The sequence below is a fragment of the Streptomyces sp. NPDC094032 genome (assembly GCF_040303965.1).
Taxonomy (GTDB): domain Bacteria; phylum Actinomycetota; class Actinomycetes; order Streptomycetales; family Streptomycetaceae; genus Streptomyces.
The window spans coordinates 79,909-99,113 of sequence record NZ_JBEOUE010000002.1 but is presented as its reverse complement, the minus strand read 5'-3'; the positions used below and the strand labels follow the sequence as shown (position 1 = coordinate 99,113).

Annotated in this window: 22 protein-coding genes; 11 read left to right on the top strand and 11 right to left on the bottom strand. The window is 72.6% G+C overall.

The features are described from left to right. Window positions 1-1,650, bottom strand: a complete 1,650-nt coding sequence (cdgB, locus tag ABTZ54_RS03425; protein WP_351656728.1) for a diguanylate cyclase CdgB — start codon at window positions 1,648-1,650, stop codon at window positions 1-3. Between the two features lie 281 nt (window positions 1,651-1,931). Here cdgB and ABTZ54_RS03420 point away from each other — a divergent pair, with 281 nt between their 5' ends. After that, window positions 1,932-2,507, top strand: a complete 576-nt coding sequence (locus ABTZ54_RS03420; RefSeq protein ID WP_502997174.1) for a flavin reductase family protein — start codon at window positions 1,932-1,934, stop codon at window positions 2,505-2,507. A gap of 11 nt (window positions 2,508-2,518) precedes the next feature. Here the strand turns inward: ABTZ54_RS03420 and arfB are convergent, their stop codons facing one another. Beyond that, the gene (gene arfB / locus ABTZ54_RS03415; protein WP_351656726.1) at window positions 2,519-2,953 is read right to left on the bottom strand and encodes an alternative ribosome rescue aminoacyl-tRNA hydrolase ArfB; all 435 of its coding nucleotides are present in this window, start codon (window positions 2,951-2,953) and stop codon (window positions 2,519-2,521) included. 139 nt (window positions 2,954-3,092) lie between these two features. On the opposite strand from arfB, the gene ABTZ54_RS03410 reads away from it, so the two are divergent. After that, window positions 3,093-3,668, top strand: coding sequence for a TerD family protein (locus ABTZ54_RS03410; RefSeq protein ID WP_351656724.1), 576 nt, complete (start codon window positions 3,093-3,095; stop codon window positions 3,666-3,668). A gap of 62 nt (window positions 3,669-3,730) precedes the next feature. Then, window positions 3,731-4,243: a GNAT family N-acetyltransferase gene (locus ABTZ54_RS03405; RefSeq protein WP_351656722.1), complete on the top strand. Its 513-nt coding sequence runs from the start codon at window positions 3,731-3,733 to the stop codon at window positions 4,241-4,243. Between the two features lie 8 nt (window positions 4,244-4,251). On the opposite strand, the gene ABTZ54_RS03400 is transcribed toward ABTZ54_RS03405, so the two are convergent. Both ABTZ54_RS03400 and ABTZ54_RS03395 read right to left on the bottom strand, forming a co-directional pair. Beyond that, window positions 4,252-5,649, bottom strand: a complete 1,398-nt coding sequence (locus ABTZ54_RS03400; RefSeq protein WP_351656720.1) for a M1 family metallopeptidase — start codon at window positions 5,647-5,649, stop codon at window positions 4,252-4,254. A gap of 141 nt (window positions 5,650-5,790) precedes the next feature. Continuing rightward, a complete protein-coding gene (locus tag ABTZ54_RS03395) occupies window positions 5,791-6,339 on the bottom strand; it encodes a GlcG/HbpS family heme-binding protein (RefSeq protein ID WP_351656718.1) in 549 nt (182 codons plus the stop codon). Between the two features lie 220 nt (window positions 6,340-6,559). On the opposite strand from ABTZ54_RS03395, the gene ABTZ54_RS03390 reads away from it, so the two are divergent. The 4 genes from ABTZ54_RS03390 to ABTZ54_RS03375 all read left to right on the top strand — a co-directional run bounded on the left by ABTZ54_RS03390 (window position 6,560) and on the right by ABTZ54_RS03375 (window position 10,192). Continuing rightward, complete coding sequence (locus ABTZ54_RS03390; RefSeq protein ID WP_351656716.1) at window positions 6,560-7,741, top strand: sensor histidine kinase; 1,182 nt, start codon at window positions 6,560-6,562, stop codon at window positions 7,739-7,741. Beyond that, window positions 7,738-8,364 (top strand): response regulator, encoded by a 627-nt coding sequence (locus tag ABTZ54_RS03385; RefSeq protein WP_351656714.1) that lies wholly within the window; start codon window positions 7,738-7,740, stop codon window positions 8,362-8,364. The genes ABTZ54_RS03390 and ABTZ54_RS03385 overlap by 4 nt, the downstream gene beginning before the upstream one ends. Window positions 8,365-8,467: 103 nt before the next feature. Then, window positions 8,468-9,679, top strand: coding sequence for an FAD-dependent monooxygenase (locus ABTZ54_RS03380; RefSeq protein WP_351656712.1), 1,212 nt, complete (start codon window positions 8,468-8,470; stop codon window positions 9,677-9,679). A gap of 12 nt (window positions 9,680-9,691) precedes the next feature. After that, window positions 9,692-10,192, top strand: coding sequence for a hypothetical protein (locus ABTZ54_RS03375; protein ID WP_351656710.1), 501 nt, complete (start codon window positions 9,692-9,694; stop codon window positions 10,190-10,192). 50 nt (window positions 10,193-10,242) lie between these two features. On the opposite strand, the gene ABTZ54_RS03370 is transcribed toward ABTZ54_RS03375, so the two are convergent. Further along, window positions 10,243-10,914, bottom strand: coding sequence for a pentapeptide repeat-containing protein (locus tag ABTZ54_RS03370; protein WP_351656709.1), 672 nt, complete (start codon window positions 10,912-10,914; stop codon window positions 10,243-10,245). Between the two features lie 118 nt (window positions 10,915-11,032). Here ABTZ54_RS03370 and ABTZ54_RS03365 point away from each other — a divergent pair, with 118 nt between their 5' ends. Beyond that, on the top strand, window positions 11,033-12,226 hold the full coding sequence (locus ABTZ54_RS03365) for an FAD-dependent oxidoreductase (RefSeq protein WP_351656707.1): 1,194 nt from the start codon (window positions 11,033-11,035) through the stop codon (window positions 12,224-12,226). Window positions 12,227-12,315: 89 nt separating this feature from the next. Then, a complete protein-coding gene (locus ABTZ54_RS03360; protein WP_351656705.1) occupies window positions 12,316-13,314 on the top strand; it encodes a zinc-binding dehydrogenase in 999 nt (332 codons plus the stop codon). 31 nt (window positions 13,315-13,345) lie between these two features. Here the strand turns inward: ABTZ54_RS03360 and ABTZ54_RS03355 are convergent, their stop codons facing one another. From ABTZ54_RS03355 to ABTZ54_RS03345, 3 genes are read right to left on the bottom strand one after another with little or no spacing between them, the layout of a single operon-like run. After that, a complete protein-coding gene (locus tag ABTZ54_RS03355) occupies window positions 13,346-13,693 on the bottom strand; it encodes a hypothetical protein (protein ID WP_351656703.1) in 348 nt (115 codons plus the stop codon). A gap of 50 nt (window positions 13,694-13,743) precedes the next feature. Further along, window positions 13,744-14,595, bottom strand: coding sequence for a helix-turn-helix domain-containing protein (locus tag ABTZ54_RS03350; protein ID WP_351656701.1), 852 nt, complete (start codon window positions 14,593-14,595; stop codon window positions 13,744-13,746). Between the two features lie 10 nt (window positions 14,596-14,605). Next, window positions 14,606-15,352 (bottom strand): DUF6879 family protein, encoded by a 747-nt coding sequence (locus ABTZ54_RS03345; protein ID WP_351656699.1) that lies wholly within the window; start codon window positions 15,350-15,352, stop codon window positions 14,606-14,608. 263 nt (window positions 15,353-15,615) lie between these two features. On the opposite strand from ABTZ54_RS03345, the gene ABTZ54_RS03340 reads away from it, so the two are divergent. Then, a complete protein-coding gene (locus ABTZ54_RS03340) occupies window positions 15,616-15,762 on the top strand; it encodes a hypothetical protein (protein ID WP_190344470.1) in 147 nt (48 codons plus the stop codon). Further along, window positions 15,759-16,940, top strand: coding sequence for a methyltransferase domain-containing protein (locus tag ABTZ54_RS03335; protein ID WP_351656697.1), 1,182 nt, complete (start codon window positions 15,759-15,761; stop codon window positions 16,938-16,940). Before ABTZ54_RS03340 ends, ABTZ54_RS03335 begins: the two co-directional genes overlap by 4 nt. A gap of 3 nt (window positions 16,941-16,943) precedes the next feature. On the opposite strand, the gene ABTZ54_RS03330 is transcribed toward ABTZ54_RS03335, so the two are convergent. Genes ABTZ54_RS03330 through ABTZ54_RS03320 form a run of 3 tightly spaced genes read right to left on the bottom strand, consistent with a single transcriptional unit; the run spans window position 16,944 to window position 19,071 of the window. Further along, window positions 16,944-17,417: a GNAT family N-acetyltransferase gene (locus ABTZ54_RS03330; protein WP_351656695.1), complete on the bottom strand. Its 474-nt coding sequence runs from the start codon at window positions 17,415-17,417 to the stop codon at window positions 16,944-16,946. Between the two features lie 18 nt (window positions 17,418-17,435). After that, a complete protein-coding gene (locus tag ABTZ54_RS03325) occupies window positions 17,436-18,344 on the bottom strand; it encodes an aminoglycoside phosphotransferase family protein (protein WP_351656693.1) in 909 nt (302 codons plus the stop codon). Window positions 18,345-18,354: 10 nt separating this feature from the next. Continuing rightward, window positions 18,355-19,071 carry a DsbA family protein gene (locus ABTZ54_RS03320; RefSeq protein WP_351656691.1) on the bottom strand — a complete coding sequence of 239 codons (717 nt, stop codon included), beginning with the start codon at window positions 19,069-19,071 and terminating at the stop codon, window positions 18,355-18,357. Window positions 19,072-19,205 lie beyond the last annotated feature (134 nt).

The window sequence follows — 19,205 nt, the reverse complement described above, 5'->3', positions numbered from 1 at the left end:
CTATCCGGCCCGGCGGTGCATCTTCGAACGGGACCGCTTCTCGATGTACATCCGCTGGTCAGCGCTGTTCAGGACCTCTTCGACGGTCATCCCGCACTCGGCCCAGCCGATGCCGAAACTGGCCCCGACCCGGACCGCCCGCCCGTCCACCCGGATCGGCGGGATGATCGCGTTCCGCAGCCGCACCGCGAGGTCGGCGGCGTCGGCCGAGCCAAGACCGTCGGCGAGGACCACGAACTCGTCGCCGCCGAGCCGCGCGACCGTGTCCCCGTCCCGTACCCCCGTGGTGAGCCGACGGGCCACCTCGATGAGGACGGCGTCACCGGTGTGGTGCCCGAAGCGGTCGTTGATCGACTTGAAGCCGTCGAGGTCGCAGAAGAGGACCGCGAGCCCCTTCGTCCCGTCGTCGACCTCACCACCGGTGGGCGCCACGGAGTGCACATGCCCGTCGTACGCCCCGGCGGCGGCGCCGACCGGCGTGAAGCCGAAGCCGTGCCCGTGCCCGTGGTCGTAGTCGTACTCGTACGGCGGCTCGTACGCGTCGGCGGGAGCGGCGGAACCGGCGAAGGGCCGCTCGCAGAGCCGGGCGGAGAGCCGGGAGCGCAGCTCCGCGCTGTTCGGCAGGCCGGTGAGGGCGTCGTGCGAGGCCCGGTGGGCGAGCTGGAGCTCGTGCCGCTTGCGCTCCTCGATGTCCTCGACGTGGGTGAGGAGGAAGCGGGGGCCGTCGGCGGTGTCGGCGACGACGGAGTTGCGCAGGGAGACCCAGACGTACGTGCCGTCCCGGCGGCCGAGCCGCAGCTCGGCGCGGCCGCCCTCGGCGGAGGTGCGCAGCAGCGTTCCTATGTCCTCGGGGTGGACGAGGTCGGCGAAGGAGTAGCGGCGCATGACGGACGCGGGGCGGCCGAGCAGGCGGCACAGCGCGTCGTTGGTGCGCAGCAGCCGTCCGTGCTGGTCGCCGCCCATCTCGGCGATGGCCATGCCGGACGGCGCGTACTCGAAGGCCTGCCGGAAGGACTCCTCGCTGGCGCGCAGCGCCTGCTGCTCACGCTCCAGGCGGACCAGGGCGCGCTGCATGTTGGAGCGCAGCCGCGCGTTGCTGATCGCGATGCCGGACTGGGAGGCGTACATCTGGAGCGCCTCGCGGCCCCACGGCCCGGGGTGGCGTCCGTTGCGCGGGCGGTCGACGGAGATCACGCCGAGCAGCTCGTGCCCGGAGCCCGAGGCGTACATGGGGGCGTAGAGCCGGTCGTGGGGGTGCCACTCGTCCTCGAAGCGGGGGGCGGGGCCCTCGGTGTGCCACTGCGGGACGTCGTCCTCGATCAGCACCCAGCCCTCGGTGTGCGGGATGAACCGCAGGTCGCCCCAGGACTCGCCCATGGAGAGCCGCCGGTCCCAGGAGGCGCGGGAGCCGACCCGGCCGGTGATCAGCGCTTCGGCGGCGGGGCTGCCGGCGAAGGCGGCGACGACCAGATCGCCGTCGGGGCGTACGAGATTGACGCAGGCCAGCTCATAGTTGAGCCCGGCGACGATGCCGTCGGCGACGGCCTGCAGGGTGTCCGCAAGGCTGCGGGCGGTATTGAGGTCCGCCACGACCTGGTGCAGCTGACGCAGGGTCGCAAGACGGACGTACGGCTCCGACTCGGTCTCCATCGCTCGCTCTCCCCGAGACCTCGACAGCTAACTCCAGGGTTCTCATCGGCTTCGTACTGCACTGTCCCAGCCACTGAATCACAGCGAGCTGTGCACCCGGTACACAGGGTCAACAAATACTGCACTCTGTGACTCAAGTCACAGGGCCCTGTCGGGTATTCCGAACGACCTGTGAACAGTGCGCGGAGGGTGGGTGAAAGGGGTCCTAGGACCGGCGGGGGAACCATGAATGGTCCCGGGGCCCGATGTAAGGGGCCGCCGCGCCGGACTAGCGTGCGAGGGTGCTGCAGAAGACTCCCGCCCCGTCCCCCGTCCGGCCGCCCGTCCGTGACCTGGCCATCCCGCATGCTGAGGGGGTGAGCGACGACGATTTCAAGGCGGCGATGTCCCGCCTCGCGGCGGGCGTGGTCCTGGTGACGGCGCACGACCCGGACGACGGCCCGTCCGGCGAGGACGTCGGCATGACGGCGACCGCCTTCCTGTCGGTCTCGCTCGACCCGCCGCTGGTCCTGGTCAGCCTGCGCAACGACTCGCGCATGGACGACCTGCTCGCCGAGGTGCCCGTCTGGGCGGTCTCGCTGCTCGCCGAGAGCCAGCGGCACGTCGCCGGACGCTTCGCGATGAAGGGCCGGGTCAGCGACCGGCTGCTCTTCGCGGACCTCCCCTACACGCGCGGCGCGCACAGCGGCGCCCCGCTGATCGGCGGCGCGCTCGCGACCCTGGAGTGCCGTACGGAGAGCCGCGTCGTCGCCGGTGACCACACCCTGGTCGTCGGGCGCGTGCTCGCCACGAGCCTGCCCTCGGCGGAGGGCGGCCCCCTGACGTACTTCCGGGGGAAGTACCGGACGCTGGGCTGAGGCCCGGCGCTCTACCAGCCCCGCCCCTGCCGACCCCGCTTGGTGTCCGAGCGCTGCTTCTTCTCCCGCAGCCGGCGCTCGTTGATCCCGCGCGGGATCTTCGTGGGGCGGCGCGGCTTCGGCGGCGGCGCGGTGGCCTCGGCCAGCAGCGCGGCGAGGCGGACGGCGGCGGTCTCCCGGTTGCGCCACTGGGAGCGGTGCTCCGAGGCGCGGACCGTGACGACCCCGTTCACCAGACGGCTCGCGAGCCGTTCGAGCGCGCGGGCCTTCCAGACCTCGGGGAGCGCCTCCGTCGCCGCCAGGTCGAAGCGGAGCTCCACCTGGGAGTCGCTGGTGTTGACGTGCTGCCCGCCCGGCCCCGACGACCGCGAGAAACGCCACAGGAGCTCGGCCTCGGGAAGCGAGACGGAGCCGCGGATGGGATACGGACCGGACATGCCTTCCATGTTCCCCGCCACCGCTCCCTCGCGTCACCCCGTTTTCCCCGCCGATCCGTGCTGGGATCTCCCTGAGCATCTCGCTGGAACCGACGCGCACCCCCGCGCGTTGTCCCGTACGAACACACCGCGATGAAAGGGACTCCCCATGGCTGTAAGCCTCTCCAAGGGCGGCAACGTCTCCCTGACCAAGGAGGCCCCCGGCCTCACCGCCGTCACCGTGGGCCTCGGCTGGGACGTCCGCACGACCACCGGCACGGACTTCGACCTCGACGCGTCCGCCATCGGCGTCTCCGGGCTCGGCAAGGTCGTCTCCGACGGGCACTTCGTCTTCTTCAACAACAAGTCCACCCCGGACCAGACCATCGTCCACACCGGTGACAACCGCACCGGCGAGGGCGGCGGCGACGACGAGCAGATCAACGTCAACCTGGCGGGTCTCCCGGCCGACGTCGACAAGATCGTCTTCCCGGTCTCCATCTACGACGCGGTCAACCGCTCGCAGAACTTCGGCCAGGTCCGCAACGCGTACATCCGCATCGTCAACCAGGCCGGCGGCGCCGAGATCGCGCGCTACGACCTGTCGGAGGACGCCGCCACCGAGACCGCCATGGTCTTCGGCGAGCTCTACCGCAACGGCGCCGAGTGGAAGTTCCGCGCCGTCGGCCAGGGCTACGCCTCCGGCCTTGAGGGCATCGCCCGCGACTTCGGCGTCAACATCTGAGCCGTCCGCACCGCGTGACCACGAGCCCCGGCGCCCGCGCGCCGGGGCTCTACGCTTGCCCGGTGATCGTCGAACCGCTGACCGCCAAGGACCCGTACGACCTCCCCGGCCCGCTGCTCACCGAACTCACCGCGCTCTACGCCTCGAACGAGGAGTTCCACGAGCTCAGCGGCGACTTCCCGGACCCCGCCCGGATCCGGCCCGAGCAGGTCGCCGCCGCCCTCGCCGACGAGCTGTCCCAGCCGACCGCCGGGGCGCTGCTCGCCCGCTCCGAGGGGCGCCTGGTCGCCCTGGCCGTCACCCTCGGCCGCCACCCCGACCCGGCCGACCCCGATCCATGGCTCGGCCTGCTGCTCGTCCACGCCGACGCGCACCGCGCGGGCTTCGGCCGCCGCCTCGCCGCGTACGTCGAGGAGGACTTCCGCGCCCAGGGCCGTACGGGCCTGAAGCTGGCCGTCCTGGAGAACAACCCCCGGGCGCTCGCCTTCTGGACCTCCCTCGGTTACGAGGAGACCGCGCGCCGCCGGGACCTCGCCCACGGGCGCCCGTGCGTCGTGCTGCGCAAGGCGCTGTAGAGCCGGCCTTACGGCTTGTCGGGCTTCCCGTCCCCGTACAGCCACACATCCCACAGACCGCTCAGGTCCTTGCCCGCCACCGACTCCACGTACCGCGTGAAGTCCTCGGTGGTGGCGGTGGAGTACCGGTACTTCGCCGGCCAGCCGGACAGGATCTCGAAGAACGTGTCGTCGCCGACCGCCTGCCGGATCTTGTGCAGCACCATCGCGCCCCGCTGGTACACCGGCGAGCCGAACAGGTCCTCGGCGGTGGGCGGTTCGGCCGGCGGGAAGGCCCAGGCGTCCTCGTCGGAGAAGGCCCGCTCGAAGCTCTTCTGCGCGGGCGTGTTCCCGAAGTCCTCCGCGTACAGCCACTCCGCGTAGGTCGCGAAGCCCTCGTTCAGCCAGATGTCCTTCCAGGACGCGGGCGTCACCGAGTCGCCGTACCACTGGTGGGCCAGCTCGTGGACGAGGGTCGTGGTGTCGAAGGAGCCGATGGGGAAGACCGGGCGGCTCTGGGTCTCCAGGGCGTAGCCGAGGTCGCCGTCGCGCTCGACGATCGCCCCGGCCGCCGCGAAGGGGTACGGGCCGAAGTTCTCCGTCTGCCACTTCAGGATCTCCGGCACCTTGGCGCGCAGCGCGGCGCTCTTGGCGGTGACCTCCGGGTCGGCGGCGGTGAGGACGGGGACCTTGCCGAGGGCGGTCGCGGTCGCCGTGTCGTACCGCCCGATCGCCAGGGTCGCGAGATAGCTCGCCATCGGCTCGGCGGAGTGCCAGACGGAGGTCGTGCGCCCGTCGGCGGTCGTCTTCTCGGAGGTCAGGACGCCGTTGGAGAGGGCCTTCACCCCGGCCGGGACGGTGACGGTGACGTCGTACGCGGCCTTGTCGGAGGGGTGGTGGTTGCCGGGGAACCAGGCCATGGAGCCGGTCGGTTCGCCGACCGCGAGGGCCCCGTCGGTGGTCCTGAGCCAGCCCTCCTTGGAGCCGTCCAGGTCCGTGATGGTCTCCGGGACGCCGTCGTAGGTGACGACGGTGCGGAACTCGGCGCCCTCGTCGATGTCCCGGCCCGGCCGCAGCGTCAGCTCGTTCCCGGCGCGGCTGACGGCGGCGGGCTCGCCGTCGACGGTGGCCTCGCGGACGGTGAGCCCGGCGAGGTCCAGGTTGAAGGCGCTGAGGTCCTGGGTGGCCTTCGCGGTGATCTCGGCGCGCCCGTCGAGGCGGCCGGAGGCGGGGTCGTACGCGAGGGTGAGGCCGTAGTGCCCGACGTCGTAGCCGCCGTTGCCGAGCCGGGGGAAGTACGGGTCGCGCAGACCGGCGGCGCCGGGCTTGCCCGTGACCCCGCCGGCACCGCCGCCGGTGCAGCCGGCGGCGAGCAGGGCGAGGGCGACGGTCAGGGCCAGGGCTCCGGAGCGGGCGCGCGTGTTCACGAACCGATCCTAAACAGACGTACGAATGGATCGCGGTACGAATCAGCCACCGCGCGCACGCGGATCAGCGGCGCCCGGCGGGGGGTCCGGGCGCCGCTGAGGTACGGGGTGCCGGCCGCGGGCGCGGCCGACGGTACGGGGTCAGTCGTTCAGGGTCGCCACGCCCGCCTGGGCGAACTTCTCGTCCAGGTCGCCCGAGGGCGCGCCGGCCACGCCGATGCCGGCGATCGGGGCGCCGTTCGCGGTGACGGGCGCGCCACCGGCGAGGAAGAGGGTGCCCGGGATGTCCTTCAGGTTCGGGGCCTGGGCGAGGCGGCCCGCGAGGACGGAGGTCGGGGCGTTCCAGGAGACGGCGGTGAACGCCTTGCGCTCGGCCGACTCGTAGGACTGCGGGCCCGCGCCGTCGCCGCGCAGGGTGACGAGGGTGTTGCCGTTGCGGTCGACGACGGCGACGGAGACCCGCTGGTTCTCCTTCTCGGCGGCCTTCAGGGTGGCCTGCGCGGCCTTGGTGGCGGCCTCGATCGTCAGGTGGGTGTCCTGGCGCAGGTTGTCGTTGTCGGCGCCGGCCTTCTTCGCGACGGCGGCGGCGGGCGCGGCCTGCGGGGCGGAGGCGTTGGCGGAGACGGCGCCGAAGGTGCCGGCGGCGATGACGGCGGCGGCGGTGGTGCCGAGGAGGATCTTCTTCTTCATGGCGGGCTCCTGGGAGTCGAGGGCGGCGGCCGGTGTCGGTGTTCCGTTCGCTCTGCTATCGATCCTCGGCCCGGAATCGGGGCCGGACGGTCCACGTTCCGGCTCGCCCCGCCGCGCATAGTGGAGGACGGGGGTGTCAGCCGATCGGTTGATGCCGCTCTGGTCCCCTTGGGCCAGGATGGATACGTATTCCCAGGTCAGGCGCGTAACGAGAAGGTGGATGATGGAGCAGGGCCGGCAGGATCCCGACGCCCGCTGGCTGGCGCGGGTCATGCACGTCGCCTTCTTCCTGCTCCTCGGCGCCTCGCTGGCCCGCTTCCTGCTGCGCCACCCGTGGGAGGACCGCAGCCCCTGGATCGTCGCCCTCTCCGGCGCGCTCGCGTCCCTGTACCTCCTCGGGCCCGTCCTCGGCACCCGGGCCACGCCCCGGCGGATCGCCTGGCTGGGCACGGTCGTCGCCGTGTGGATGGTCCTGGTGGTGCTCGCGCCCAGCTTCGCCTGGTGCGCGGTGCCGCTCTTCTACACGGGCCTGCGCACCCTGCCGTCACGGGCCGCGTTCGGCCTGGTCGCGCTGCTCACCGTGTTCGTGGTGGCGGCGCAGGTGAAGCTGTCCGACGAGGGTTTCGACCCGAACCTGGTGATCGCCCCGCCGGCCGTCGCCGCCATCGCGACCGCCGTGTTCGTGCACGCCGAGCGGCAGGCGGACCGGCAGCGGGCGCTGATCGACGACCTGATCCGCACCCGCAGGGAGCTGGCCGCGACCGAGCGCCGCGAGGGCACGCTGGCGGAGCGGCAGCGGCTCTCCATGGAGATCCACGACACGCTGGCGCAGGGCCTTTCGAGCCAGCGGATGCTGCTCCAGGCCGCCGGGCGCACCTGGGACAGCGACCCCGCGACCGCCCGCCGGCACGTCCGTACGGCCGAGTCGATCGCCGAGCGCAACCTCGCCGAGGCCCGGCGCTTCGTGCACGACCTGGCCCCCGCGGACCTCGCCGAGGGCGGCGGCCTCGAACAGGCGCTGCGCGGGCTCGCGGCGCGCGAGTCGGCCGCGTTCCGGGTGGACGGGACGGCCGTGGCGCTGCCGGACCGGGTGCAGTCGGCGCTGCTGCGGATCGCGCAGGGCGCCCTCGCCAACATCCGCGAGCACGCGTCGGCGGCCTCGGCGGCGCTCACCCTGACGTACCTGGACGACCAGGTGGTCCTGGACGTCGCCGACGACGGGCGCGGCTTCGACCCGGCGCTCGCCCGCCCCGACGCGGGGGTACGGGGCCACGGGCTGCCCGCGATGCGGGTGCGGGCCCAGCAGCTGGGCGGCACGCTGACGATCGAGTCCGCCCCCGGCGAGGGCACCGTGCTCTCCGCCGCGATCCCCCTCTCCCATCCCCTGGAGGCAGGCGAGTGACCGTACGGATCCTGCTCTGCGACGACCACGCGGTGGTCCGCGCCGGGCTGCTCGCGCTGCTGGGCAGCGCCCCCGACATCGAGGTGGTCGGCGAGGCCGGCAGCGGCGAGGAGGCCGTCGCGATGGCCGGCCATCTGCGGCCGGACGTCGTCCTGATGGACCTCCAGCTCGGTCCGGGCATCGACGGCGTGGAGGCGACCCGCCGGATCGCGGTACCGGGCTCCGGCGTCCACGTCCTGGTCCTCACCACGTACGACACGGACGCCGACATCACCCGGGCGATCGAGGCGGGCGCCACCGGCTACCTCCTGAAGGCCGAACGCCCCGAGGAGCTGTTCGCCGCGATCCACTCCGCCGCCCAGGGCCGTACGACGCTGTCGCCGCCGGTCGCGAGCCGGGTGATGGACCGGATGCGGGGCGCGGCGGGCCCCACGCTCACGGACCGGGAGCGCGACATCCTCGGGCAGCTGGCGCGCGGCCTGGGCAACCGGGAGATCGCGCGGGCGCTGTTCATCAGCGAGGCGACGGTCAAGACCCACCTGGGCCGCATCTACGCGAAGCTGGGCGTCGACACGCGGGCGGGCGCGGTGGCGGTGGCGAAGGAACAGCGGCTGCTGGGGTAGGCGACCGCCGCGGTCAGGGCGGGGCGCGGGCACGGACGGGCACCACGCTGCTACCCTGCGTTGCCATTCCACCGCACCGTGTCATATCTCCGTGGGAGCGCACGTGAAGATCACCGTCGTCGGCGGCGGGCCCGCCGGTCTGTACTTCTCGATCCTGATGAAGCGCCAGGACCCGTCCCACGAGATCACCGTGTACGAGCGGAACCCGGCCGGCTCCACGTACGGCTGGGGCGTCACCTACTGGGCGGGGCTGCTCGACAAGCTGCGGGCGGGCGACCCCGCCTCCGCCGAGGCCATCGCCGCCGCCTCCGTCACCTGGACGGACGGCGTCGCGATCGTCCGCGACGAGCGGACCACGCACCACGGCGACGCCGGCTTCGGCATCGGCCGCCGCCGCATGCTGAACCTCCTCGCCGACCGGGCCCGGGAGCTCGGCGTGCGCGTCGAGTTCGAGCACGGGATCGGCGGCCCGGACGCGCCCGAGCTGGCCGGCTCCGATCTGGTCGTCGCCGCCGACGGCGTGCACAGCGCGCTGCGCGAGGCGCACGCCGACCGCTTCGGCGCCGAGCTGACCAGCGGGCGCAACCAGTACATCTGGCTGGGCACGACCAAGGTCTTCGACTCCTTCAGCTTCGCGTTCAAGGAGACCGAGCACGGCTGGATCTGGTGTTACGCGTACGGCTTCAGCGGCGAGCGGTCGACGTGCGTGGTCGAGTGCTCCCCCGCCACCTGGAGCGGCCTCGGGCTCGACCGGATGAACGAGGCGGACAGCCTGAACCTCCTGGAGAAGCTGTTCGCCGACCTCCTCGACGGCGAGCCGCTGATCGGGCGCGAGCACGCGGACGGCAGCGCGCAGTGGCTGACCTTCCGCACGCTGACCACCCGGACCTGGCACCACGGCAGCCTGGTCCTGCTCGGCGACGCGGCCCACACCACCCACTACTCGATCGGCGCGGGCACCACGCTGGCCCTGGAGGACGCCCTGGCGCTGGCCGCCGCCCTGCGGTCCGGGGGCGACCTGGACGCCGCCCTCACCACGTACGGCAAGCGGCGCCGCGCGGAGCTGGTCTCGGCCCAGAGCGCGGCCCGCTACAGCGCCCAGTGGTACGAGAACCTGCCCCGCTACATGACCCTGGAGCCGGCCCAGATGTTTGCCCTGCTGGGCCAGCGCCACTCGCCGCTGCTCCCGCACGTCCCGCCGCAGCTCTACTACCGCCTGGACCGGGCGGCCGGGCAGCTGGAGCCGCTGCGCCGCCTCAAGCGCTGGCTGGGGCCCCGGGTGGCGCGGGCGGTGCACCGCTCCTCGCGGGCATGACACCATCGGTCCGTGCTCGACATCGGCTACTCGCTCTCCCGCCGCTTCCCCGACCCGCCGCAGACGGACTACCGCCGCGCGGACGTCCACGCGCTGCGGCACGACCTGTTCTGCGGTGACGTCTACCTCGCGGACACGGAGAAGGACCACGAGGTGTCCACAGCCTGGGGATGGGTGCCGGTGCTCGACTTCGCGTGGGCGCTGTGCGACATCGTCGAGCAGCTCGACACCGACCCACGCGGCAGCCGCGCCTCCCAGCCGCAGTACGCGGAGCTCGACTTCACCGAGTCCTCGGACCGGATGCTCTTCGAACGCCGCTTCGGCTGGGTGGACGTAGAGGCCGACTGGATGCCCGGCGACGAGCCCCCACTCACCTTCAACCACGCCGCCCTGCGCCGCGAGTCCCGCGACTTCCTCCACGACCTGATCGCGGACCTCACGGACATGCACGAGGGGCTTGGCGACAATCCGGCGATCTGGGCGCTTCAGGCGCGGTTTCCTCGGGTGAGGTAGGGGGCGGGGCGGGGGCCTGCGGGCCTGGGCCCTGGGCCCTGGGGGTGCCCTCAGTCCTCCACCCGCACCCCCAACTGCGCCGCGAAAACCGGTGCCAGGTCGAGCAGCTGCCCCGTGGAGATCACCGCGCCCGCCAGGGCGTCCACCCCTCGGGCGATCTCCAGGCGCTGGACCGTGCGCAGGTCCACGTCCTTCATGCGGGCGCCGCCGAAGTCCGCCCCGAGCAGGACGCAGTCGACGAACTCCACCCGCTCCAGGACCGCGCCCCCGAAGTCGGGCTCGCTCAGCACGCAGCCCTTGAAGACGACGTCCTTCAGCTTCGCCGACCGCAGGTTCAGATAGTCGGCCTTGCCGCCGCGCACCCAGACCCGCTCCAGGACCGCCCCGTGCAACTGCGTGCCGCCGAGCCGCGCGTCCACCAGCTCCACGTCCCGCAGCTGCGCCCCAGCGAGATCGGTGCCCACCCCCCGTACCCCTTCGAGGACCGAATCGAGGAAGCGGGCCGACGTCAGCCGCGCCTCGTCGAGCGAGCAGCCGCGCAGCGCGCAGTCCAGGAACCGCGCCCCCGCGCCGTCCTGCCCCGTCAGGTCGAGGCTCTCGAACGCCACCCCGTCGTAATCCCCGTCCGGCTCCAGGCCGGGCCCCCCGAACGGCTCCAGGGGAGGCAGCCGCACCTCCGGCTTCTTCGCCTGCTTCACCTTCGGCACCGTCTTGCGCTTCATGCACCCCATCGTGACGCACGCCACTGACAACGCCCCGCCGCCGATGTCACGAACACGCCCCCGCCACCCGTCCCCTCTCTGAAACCCGACACCGGGCCGGGCGGACCAGGAGCGAGAGATGCCGAAGAATCGGACGATCACCATCATCGGCGGCGGCTTCGCCGGACTCACCGCGGCCGTCACCGCCGCCGAGGCGGGCGCCGAGGTCACCCTGTACGAGTCGCACCACTCCCTCGGCGGCCGGGCCCGCACCGCCGACGGCCCGTACCTCACCAACGAAGGACCGCACGCGATCTACGACGGCGGCCCCCACTGGACCTGGCTGAAGCAGCGCGGGCTGCTCGGCGAGCTCGCCCCGCTGCACACCCTCGACGCCGCCAGGCTCCGCTTCCACCACCGGGGCGCGCTGCGCAGGATGCCCCCGTTGGGCTTCCTGCGCCAGACCTTCCGCAAGGCCGAACAGGCGCCCGTGGACGTCGACTTCCTCACCTGGGCGACCGGCCTCGTCGGCGAGTCCGCGGCCCGCGCGGCCGCCGCGTACAGCGGTGTCGCGCTCTTCCACCACGACCCGGGCGCCCTGTCGGCCCGCTTCGTGCAGGAGCGGCTGCACCGGGCGGCCTCGGTGCCGGCCGAGGCGCACTTCATCAAGGGCGGCTGGGGGCGCCTGATCGACCGGATGGCCGCGCGCGCCCGGGAGCTGGGCGTACGGATCGAGACCTCGTCGCGGATCGACACGCTGCCCACGGACGGGGGCCCGGTCGTCGTCGCGACCGCCCTCGCCTCGGCCGCCCGGCTGCTCGACGACCCGTCACTGAGCTGGGAGTCGGGCCGCACGGTCCTGTTCGACCTGGCGCTGCGCACCCGCAAGGGCGACCCGTTCGCGCTCTCCGACCTGGACGCGCCCGGCTGGGTCGAGCGCTTCACCACCCAGGACCCGACCCTCGCCCCCGCGGGCGAGCAGCTGATCCAGGCCCAGCTCCCGATCGCCCCCGGCGAGTCGAAGGCGGACGGCGTGGCGCACGCGGAGCGGCTCCTGGACCTGGGCTTCGCGGGCTGGCGGGAGCGGACGGTGTGGCGGCGCGAGGCGGTGTCCAACGGGCGTACGGGCGCGGTGGACCGCCCCGGCACCACCTGGCGCGACCGCCCGGCGATCGACCGGGGCGACGGCGTGTACCTGGCGGGCGACCAGGTGGCGGCGCCGGGCGTCCTCGCGGAGGTGTCGTTCACGAGCGCGGTGGAGGCGGTGTCGCTGGCGCTGCGGGCGACACGGGGAACCCGGGAAGCACAGCCCCTTGACCTCAAGCACGCTTGAGGTCGGAGGCTGGAGGCGCGCCAAGGAACAGCAACCCAACCACTCAGCCACGCAGCCACCCAGCCACGCAGCCACCCCGGGGAGCCCCCATGCACGCCATCCGCCTCCACACCCACGGCCCCGCCGAGAACCTGACGTACGAGCGGACCCCCGACCCCGTCCCCGCCCCCGGCCAGGTCCGGATCAAGGTCGCGGCGGCGGGGGTGCACCTCCTGGACACGGCGCTGCGCGAGGGGATGCCGGGCCCGTTCCCCGCCCCGGCGGAGCTCCCCACCATCCCCGGCCGCGAGGTGGCCGGCACGGTGGACGCGATCGGCGAGGGCACCGACCCCGGCTGGCTGGGGAAGCGGGTCGTCGCGCACATCGGCATGGCGCCCGGCGGCTACGCCGAGCTCACCGTCACGGAGGCCGCCCGCCTCCACGAACTCCCCGCGCACCTGGGCGAGGCGGAGGCCGTCGCGATGATCGGCACGGGCCGCACGACCCTCGGCATCCTCCAGTTCACGGAGCTCGGCCCCGAGTCGGTGGCGATCGTCCCGGCGGCGGCGGGCGGCATCGGGACGCTGCTCGTGCAGTACGCGAAGAACGCGGGCGCCACCGTCGTCGGGCTCGCGGGCGGCCCCGCGAAGGTCGCGCTGGTCCGCGAGAACGGCGCGGACCTGGCCGTCGACTACACGCGCCCGGAGTGGCCGGAGGAGGTCCGCGCGTACCTCGGCGCCCGTACGGCGACGGTCGTCTTCGACTCGGTCGGCGGCGACACCGGCCGCGCGGCGGTCGACCTGCTGGGCCCGGGCGGCCTGCACCTGGTCTTCGGCTGGTCCGGCAAGGGCGTCCACGACGGGGAGCCGCTCACGTTCACGCCCGAGGAGCTCGCCGCACGGGGCATCAGGTCCGAGAGCGTCTTGGGCCCCGTCATGATCGAGAAGGCGGGCGGCGACGTCCGCACCCTCGAACGCGCCGCCCTGGAAGCCGCCACGACCGGCACCCTGCGTCCCGCCGTCCACCGCTTCCCCCTGGCCGAGGCGGCCCGGGCACACCGGGCACTGGAAACACGGGGGACGACGGGCAAGGTGGTCCTGATCCCGTAAACCAGGGGGACTTCGCCCCCCCCTGGGGACCTCAGACCCCGATCACATCCCAGGAATGCCCCTTGAACTCCTTCAGGAAGTCGGGGTGGTCCTCCCACATCCGGGCGATGGACCGCAGGACATCCCAGTTCTGCTCCAGCGCCTGGTCCACCACCAGCCGCAGCCCCGGCTCGGCCTCCCGCTTCTCCACCAGCCCGTTCACAGCCGAAGCCGCCTGCACGCTGTACCGAAGCGCCCGCAGCGCCCGGGAGGTGTCGTCCATCCCGAACCCGTGATCGCTCCCGTTCGCGGGATCGAAGAGCGGCGTGAGCCGCGCCTCGATGAATCCGGTGATCCGCTCGAACCGCGCCTGAATACCCATGTCCATATCCGTGTCCATGCCCCTTTCCTACACCGCGCCCGCCCCGTCCCAGGCGCCACCCCTGCCGGTCAGCGCGGTCCCAGTGCGCGTCGCGCCGAGTTGATGACGTTGTGGGCGTCGGCCCCGTACACCGCCGACTCCCTCAGGGTCTTCCAAACCTTCTTGTACAAAGCGATGTTGTCCGCGTCGTCCAGCCACAGCTCGGCGTGCCAGTCCTCGGCGACGACCAGGCGGTCCCCCAGGACCCAGAAGCCGTTGGCGGGCACGATCTTCACCGGCGCCGTGAACGGCACGATGCCCAGCTCTACCGTGTCCATGCCGATCATGCCGGTCAGACGGTCGAGCTGGGCGGCCAGCACGGAGGGCGGGCAGATCAACGAGCGCAACGCGGCCTCCCACAACAGCACGCGCAGCTTCCTGCCGGGCCGGTACAGCCACTCCTGGCGCTGGGCCCGAGTCCGTACGGCGTCCTCGACGCCCTTGGTCACTCCCAACAGCTCGGCGTACCGCTGGATGACGCGGCGTGCGTACTCGGGGGTCTGCATCAGTCCGGGAACCACCGCCTCCTCCCACACCCAGATCTCCGAGGTGCGGTCGATCTCGGCGGTCAGTCCCTCGTGCATCGGCTTGAAGCCGTTCGCCAGCGACCTGCGCCACGATCTGATGTGGGACTCGAACCCGGCCAGGCGGGCGGCCAGTTCGGGGTACACGTCCGGCTGCCCGGTCGCGTCGGCCCATGCCCGCAGGTCCTCGGGCGAGGCCGTCTGCTTCCCGTTCTCCAGTTTGCTGACTTTGGACCCCTGCCAGCCGAGCCGTTGTGCGAGCTGTCGACCCGTGAGCCGGCCGGCAGGACAGGTGGAGCGAAGTTCGCGGAGTCGCGACCCCAACGCTTCCCGGGCCTGCTGGTAGTCCGTGCTCACGGGTCGCCTCTCACTCTGCCGCAGCCACCTGCGCCGCGAACCGTTCGTACGGCACGGCGTGGTGCCTGGCCGCGTCACGGGCGATGCAGTAGCGGACGACTTCGGCCGGTTCGGTGATCAGCTCGATGTCGAGCATGGTGTCTTCGTCGTCGAAGTGAAGCAGGGCTACGATCCGCGAGTCGAAGATCCAGAAGTCCTCGGCGGGCAGCCCGGCCGCGTTCTCGCGCCACAGGTAACGGATGTCCTCGCCGGACGCCGCGTTGTGCCGGGCGTAGTCGAGCAGGAACAGTTGCTCCGTGGTCGGCGGGCGGTCGGCGACGCGGACGCGGCCCACTGTCTTGCCGGCGTCCACCTGGGCGCGGATGGTGACGAACCAGGGCTCCTCCGGGTCGCAGGGCGAGGAACCGGTGGCCAGGAACGCCTGGTAGTCGGGGTCCTCCCGGTCCGACGCGTAGCCGCGCCGCGTCTCCAGCCGCCAGGCGGTGTGCTCGAAGGTCTCGAAGAGACGCCGGAAGGTCTCCCGGTCGACCAGGTCAGGCACGCGTTCCCTCTCCTTCGGTCCCCAGTTCACGAGCAGTTCGCGCGGGACGGCCACGGCGGCCTCGTCCGGGCCGAGGTGCCGGAGCTGTGCGAGGTCTTCCGGGTCGGTGATCGGCGTGCCCTGAACGATGATCTCGCCGGTTCCCACGTCCGTGTGCAGGGCGGGGCAACCGTCGATCTTGCTGTCGGTACCGGTGAAGCGCAGCTGACGAGCCATGAACGCTCTCCCTTCCAGCGATGTCGATCCAACAGCTTGGTCGGTGATCCAGCCCCGTTCCACAGGTTCGGCCGGACTCCAGGAGAAAACCCGAGCAATCCGTGCGACTCGTCGAGCACATTCGAGAAAACAACGTATCGCCAGGCAACCACAGCCTCCTAGCGTCGAGTTCGGGATCGACCAACCGCCCTTGGCCGAGAGGAGCACGACTCGGCCGGGGCGGCTCACCGCACCACTCATCCATCACGAGAAGGAGCACGCTCATGGGCGGACAGCACGGCGGCGGCACGGGCTCGGGCCAGGGCGGAAGCCAGCAGGACGACGGCCAGTCGGGCGCCGGTCACGGCGGAGGCGGCTCGGAGGGACAGGACTCCGGCCACAGCGACACGAAGGGCAGCGGCACCAAGTGACCGAACGCGCCACGACGCAGGCCGGCCCCCAGGGGCTGGCCTCCCGGCTCATGGACGCCGGGGCCCTGACCTCCGACTGGCTCCCCGCCTACCGAACGGTGCTCCGGGAGTCGTTCGTCCCAGACGTGATCTGGCCCGGAGTCGGCCCGGCCGACGGCGGACCGGTAGCGGCCATCGACCGCCGGACCGACCCGGAGGCGTGGTTCCGCGCGGTCTACTCGGACACCTCCCTGACCACCCAGTGGGACGACGGCAACCACACGGGACCCGACCGGGGCAACATCCCGACGTGCAGCAACTCCCAGCCCGCCATGGTGTTCTCCATGCTGGCGGCCCTGGACGTCCAGCCTGGAGCCGAGGTCCTGGAAGTAGGCACGGGCACCGGCTGGAACGCGGCTCTGCTGTCCGAACGGGTCGGTTCAGAGCATGTGACCACCATCGAGTTCGATCCGGAGAACGCGTCCACGGCCCGAGCCCGCCTGGACGCCACCGGCTACAACCCGGTGGCCGTCGTCGGGGACGGCTCCCAGGGCTGGGCCGCATGCGCGCCGTACGACCGTGTACTGATCACGGCCTCCCTCCGGGAGATCCCGGCGGACATCGTCCGGCAGACCCGCCCCGGCGGGATCATCGTCTCCCCGTACGCCACGGAGTACGGCGGGGAGGCCGTGGTCCGGCTGACCGTCCAGAAGGACGGGAGCGCGTCCGGCCCGTTCGTCGGCTCCTCCGCCTTCATGCGGCTCCGGCAGCACCGCGCCTACCGCAGGCACGTGAAGACGTACCTGCGCGGGAAGCCGTGGCCGGCCGACGGCCGCCGTACGACGACCTCCCTGTCCCCGGAGGACGTGGCCGGCTGGCTCCCCATGTTCGCCATCGGACTCCAGACACAGGGGATGTTCCCGTACCCGGAGAAACTCGACGGCGGGCACTACACGCTCTGGCTCCGCGACACCCACGTCACGTCCTGGGCGTCGATCGACTTCGTACCCGGCGCGGAGGAATTCGAGGTCTACCAATCCGGCCCGCGGGAGCTGTGGAGCGAACTCAGAGCGGCCCACGCCTGGTGGAACGACCAGGACCGCCCCGAGTTCGGGCGGTTCGGGCTCAGCGTGGGCCCCGACGGGGCGGTCCGGGCCTGGCTCGACACACCGGACCGCCCCGTTCCCGTCGTCGGCTGACGCCTACGCCGCCCCCAGCCCCGCCAGCGCCTCGTCCGTCAGGCGGTAGACCGTCCACTCGTCCTGGGGCCGGGCGCCGAGGGACTCGTAGAAGGCGATCGACGGGGCGTTCCAGTTGAGGACGGACCACTCCAGGCGTTCGTAGCCTCGGTCCACGCAGATGCGGGCGAGTTCGGTGAGGAGGGCCTTGCCGTGGCCGCCGCCTCGGAGTTCGGGGCGGACGTACAGGTCTTCCAGGTAGATGCCGTGGACACCGCGCCAGGTGGAGAAGTTGAGGAACCAGAGGGCGAAGCCGGCGGGCTCGCCCTCGGGGGTCTCGGCGATGTGGGCGTAGGCGGCGGGGCGGTCGCCGAAGAGGGCCTCGTGGAGCTGGGCCTCGGTGGCGCGGGCCTCGTCGAGGGCCTTCTCGTACTCCGCGAGGTCGCGGATCATGCGGTGGATGACGGGGACGTCGGCGGGGGTCGCGGTGCGGATCATGGGTCCAGGGTGCCCTGGTCAGAGCGTTCGCGACAGGAGTGTCCGGGCGATGGACACCTGATCGGGGTTGAGAGTCGCTTCGCCGTCTTCCATGTCCCACAGGGCGTTCTGGAGGACTCGGGCCAGGGTCCAGGCCCTCGCCCTCGCCCGGTCCAGGGCCAGGCGGTCGGTCAGCAGGTCGAAGCGCCACAGGGTCTCCGCCGGGTCCGGGTCCCACAGGTCGGTGAGGGCGGGGAGCAGGTCGAAGCCGGGGTCGCCCGCGAGCGGCTTCGGGTCGATGGCCAGCCAGGGTTCGCGCTCGGCGGCCAGGATGTTGTCGTAGTGCAGGTCCCAGTGGAGGAGGCGGTCGCCCGGTTCGGGGAGGACCTCCCGTACCGCCGCCGCGCAGTCGGCGAGGAGGCGGGCGTCGGGGGCGGGGAGGCGCGCCGCCGCGGAGGGGGTGTCGGCCAGCATCCGCGTCGCGATGTCGGACAGGGTGCGCAGGCCCGGTGGGGCCGGGTGGGCGGTCAGGCGGGCCAGGAGGTCGGCCAGGATCGTCACCGCCTCGCGGGGGTCCGGGTGGGTCGAGAGGTGGGTGGGGGCGGCGGTGGCCGGGCCCGCTCGTTCCAGCAGCATCGTGCCCGTATCCGGGTCGTGCTCCAGGAGGCGGACCGAGCCGTCGCCGTCCCAGACGCGCAGGCCCGCCGGCTCGCCCTCGCTCTCCTCGTCCAGGAGGTGCAGTTTGAGGACGGCCGCGGTGTCGTCGCTCCTGCGGACGGGGAGGACGAGGGAGGCCACGCCGTGCATCGACGGGCCCGTGAGGCGGAGGTCCCAGCGGGCGAGGTACGCCTCCGCCAGGGACGGGAGGGCCGCGATGAAGGCCCGGCCCGCCGCTCCGTTGTACTTCGCCTGGGTCGCCGCCAGTTCGTCCGGTACGTGGATCGTCACGTACCCGAGACTAGAGACCGGCGTCCCGCAGCGCCTCCGAGAATCGGGTGGCGTCGTAGAGGGCGTTGCCCGCGGGGAGCGGCTTGCCGTCGACCAGGACCGTGGGGGTGCCGCCGACGCCCGCGTCCTCGAAGGCCTTCGCCGAGGCGGCCACCCAGTCCTTGTACGTGTTCTCCCGGACGGCCTTGTCGAAGGCCTCGCCCCGCAGACCCGGCACCTGGTCGGCGATCCGCAGCAGGTGGTCCGTGGAGTAGGCGTCCTTCGAGTGCTCCGAGGGCTGGCTCGCGAAGACCGCCGCCTGGTACGTCGCGAAGCGCCCCGGGCCCGCCTCCGCCGCCGCCCGCAGCGCGTTCGCCGCCCGGGCCGACGCCGTACCGCCCGTGCGGGCGTCCAGGAAGGAGGCGACCACGTACTCGACCCGCACCTTCCCCGTCGCCGCCGCGTCCGCGAGGACCGTCCCGGAGGCCTCCTCGAACTTCGCGCAGTAGCCGCACTGCGGATCGACGAAAACCGTCACGGTGTGCGGCGCCTTCGGCTGCCCGACCACGATCTTCGGCCCGTCCACGGACGAGGGGAGACCCGCCAGGGCCTCGCCGTGCTCCGCCGACCTCACCGTCAGCTCCGCCGCGCCGGCCCCGGAACCCTGCGAACAGGCCGTTCCCGCCAGGCCGATGGCCGCGACGGCCAGCACCGCCGCCACCGCCCGCCGGGTCCTGCGTACACGCATGGCAAAGTCCTTCCGCGACGAGCGGCACACGACGAAATCCGTATCCCCGACGCTAGGCGCCGCGCCACCGCCCGGACCGCCGCGAAAGGCCCGTATGCAGGGGACGAAGGGCCCGGTAGCCTCCCGCGCACGGA

Coding starts and splice junctions, on each gene's coding strand:
- ABTZ54_RS03330 (WP_351656695.1), bottom strand. CDS start 17,417: ATGATCCGCACCGCGACCCCCGCCGACGTCCCCGTCATCCACCGCATG.
- ABTZ54_RS03340 (WP_190344470.1), top strand. CDS start 15,616: ATGGGCGGACAGCACGGCGGCGGCACGGGCTCGGGCCAGGGCGGAAGC.
- ABTZ54_RS03410 (WP_351656724.1), top strand. CDS start 3,093: ATGGCTGTAAGCCTCTCCAAGGGCGGCAACGTCTCCCTGACCAAGGAG.
- ABTZ54_RS03390 (WP_351656716.1), top strand. CDS start 6,560: ATGATGGAGCAGGGCCGGCAGGATCCCGACGCCCGCTGGCTGGCGCGG.
- ABTZ54_RS03365 (WP_351656707.1), top strand. CDS start 11,033: ATGCCGAAGAATCGGACGATCACCATCATCGGCGGCGGCTTCGCCGGA.
- ABTZ54_RS03355 (WP_351656703.1), bottom strand. CDS start 13,693: ATGGACACGGATATGGACATGGGTATTCAGGCGCGGTTCGAGCGGATC.
- ABTZ54_RS03345 (WP_351656699.1), bottom strand. CDS start 15,352: ATGGCTCGTCAGCTGCGCTTCACCGGTACCGACAGCAAGATCGACGGT.
- ABTZ54_RS03370 (WP_351656709.1), bottom strand. CDS start 10,914: ATGAAGCGCAAGACGGTGCCGAAGGTGAAGCAGGCGAAGAAGCCGGAG.
- ABTZ54_RS03320 (WP_351656691.1), bottom strand. CDS start 19,071: ATGCGTGTACGCAGGACCCGGCGGGCGGTGGCGGCGGTGCTGGCCGTC.
- ABTZ54_RS03360 (WP_351656705.1), top strand. CDS start 12,316: ATGCACGCCATCCGCCTCCACACCCACGGCCCCGCCGAGAACCTGACG.
- cdgB (WP_351656728.1), bottom strand. CDS start 1,650: ATGGAGACCGAGTCGGAGCCGTACGTCCGTCTTGCGACCCTGCGTCAG.
- arfB (WP_351656726.1), bottom strand. CDS start 2,953: ATGGAAGGCATGTCCGGTCCGTATCCCATCCGCGGCTCCGTCTCGCTT.
- ABTZ54_RS03395 (WP_351656718.1), bottom strand. CDS start 6,339: ATGAAGAAGAAGATCCTCCTCGGCACCACCGCCGCCGCCGTCATCGCC.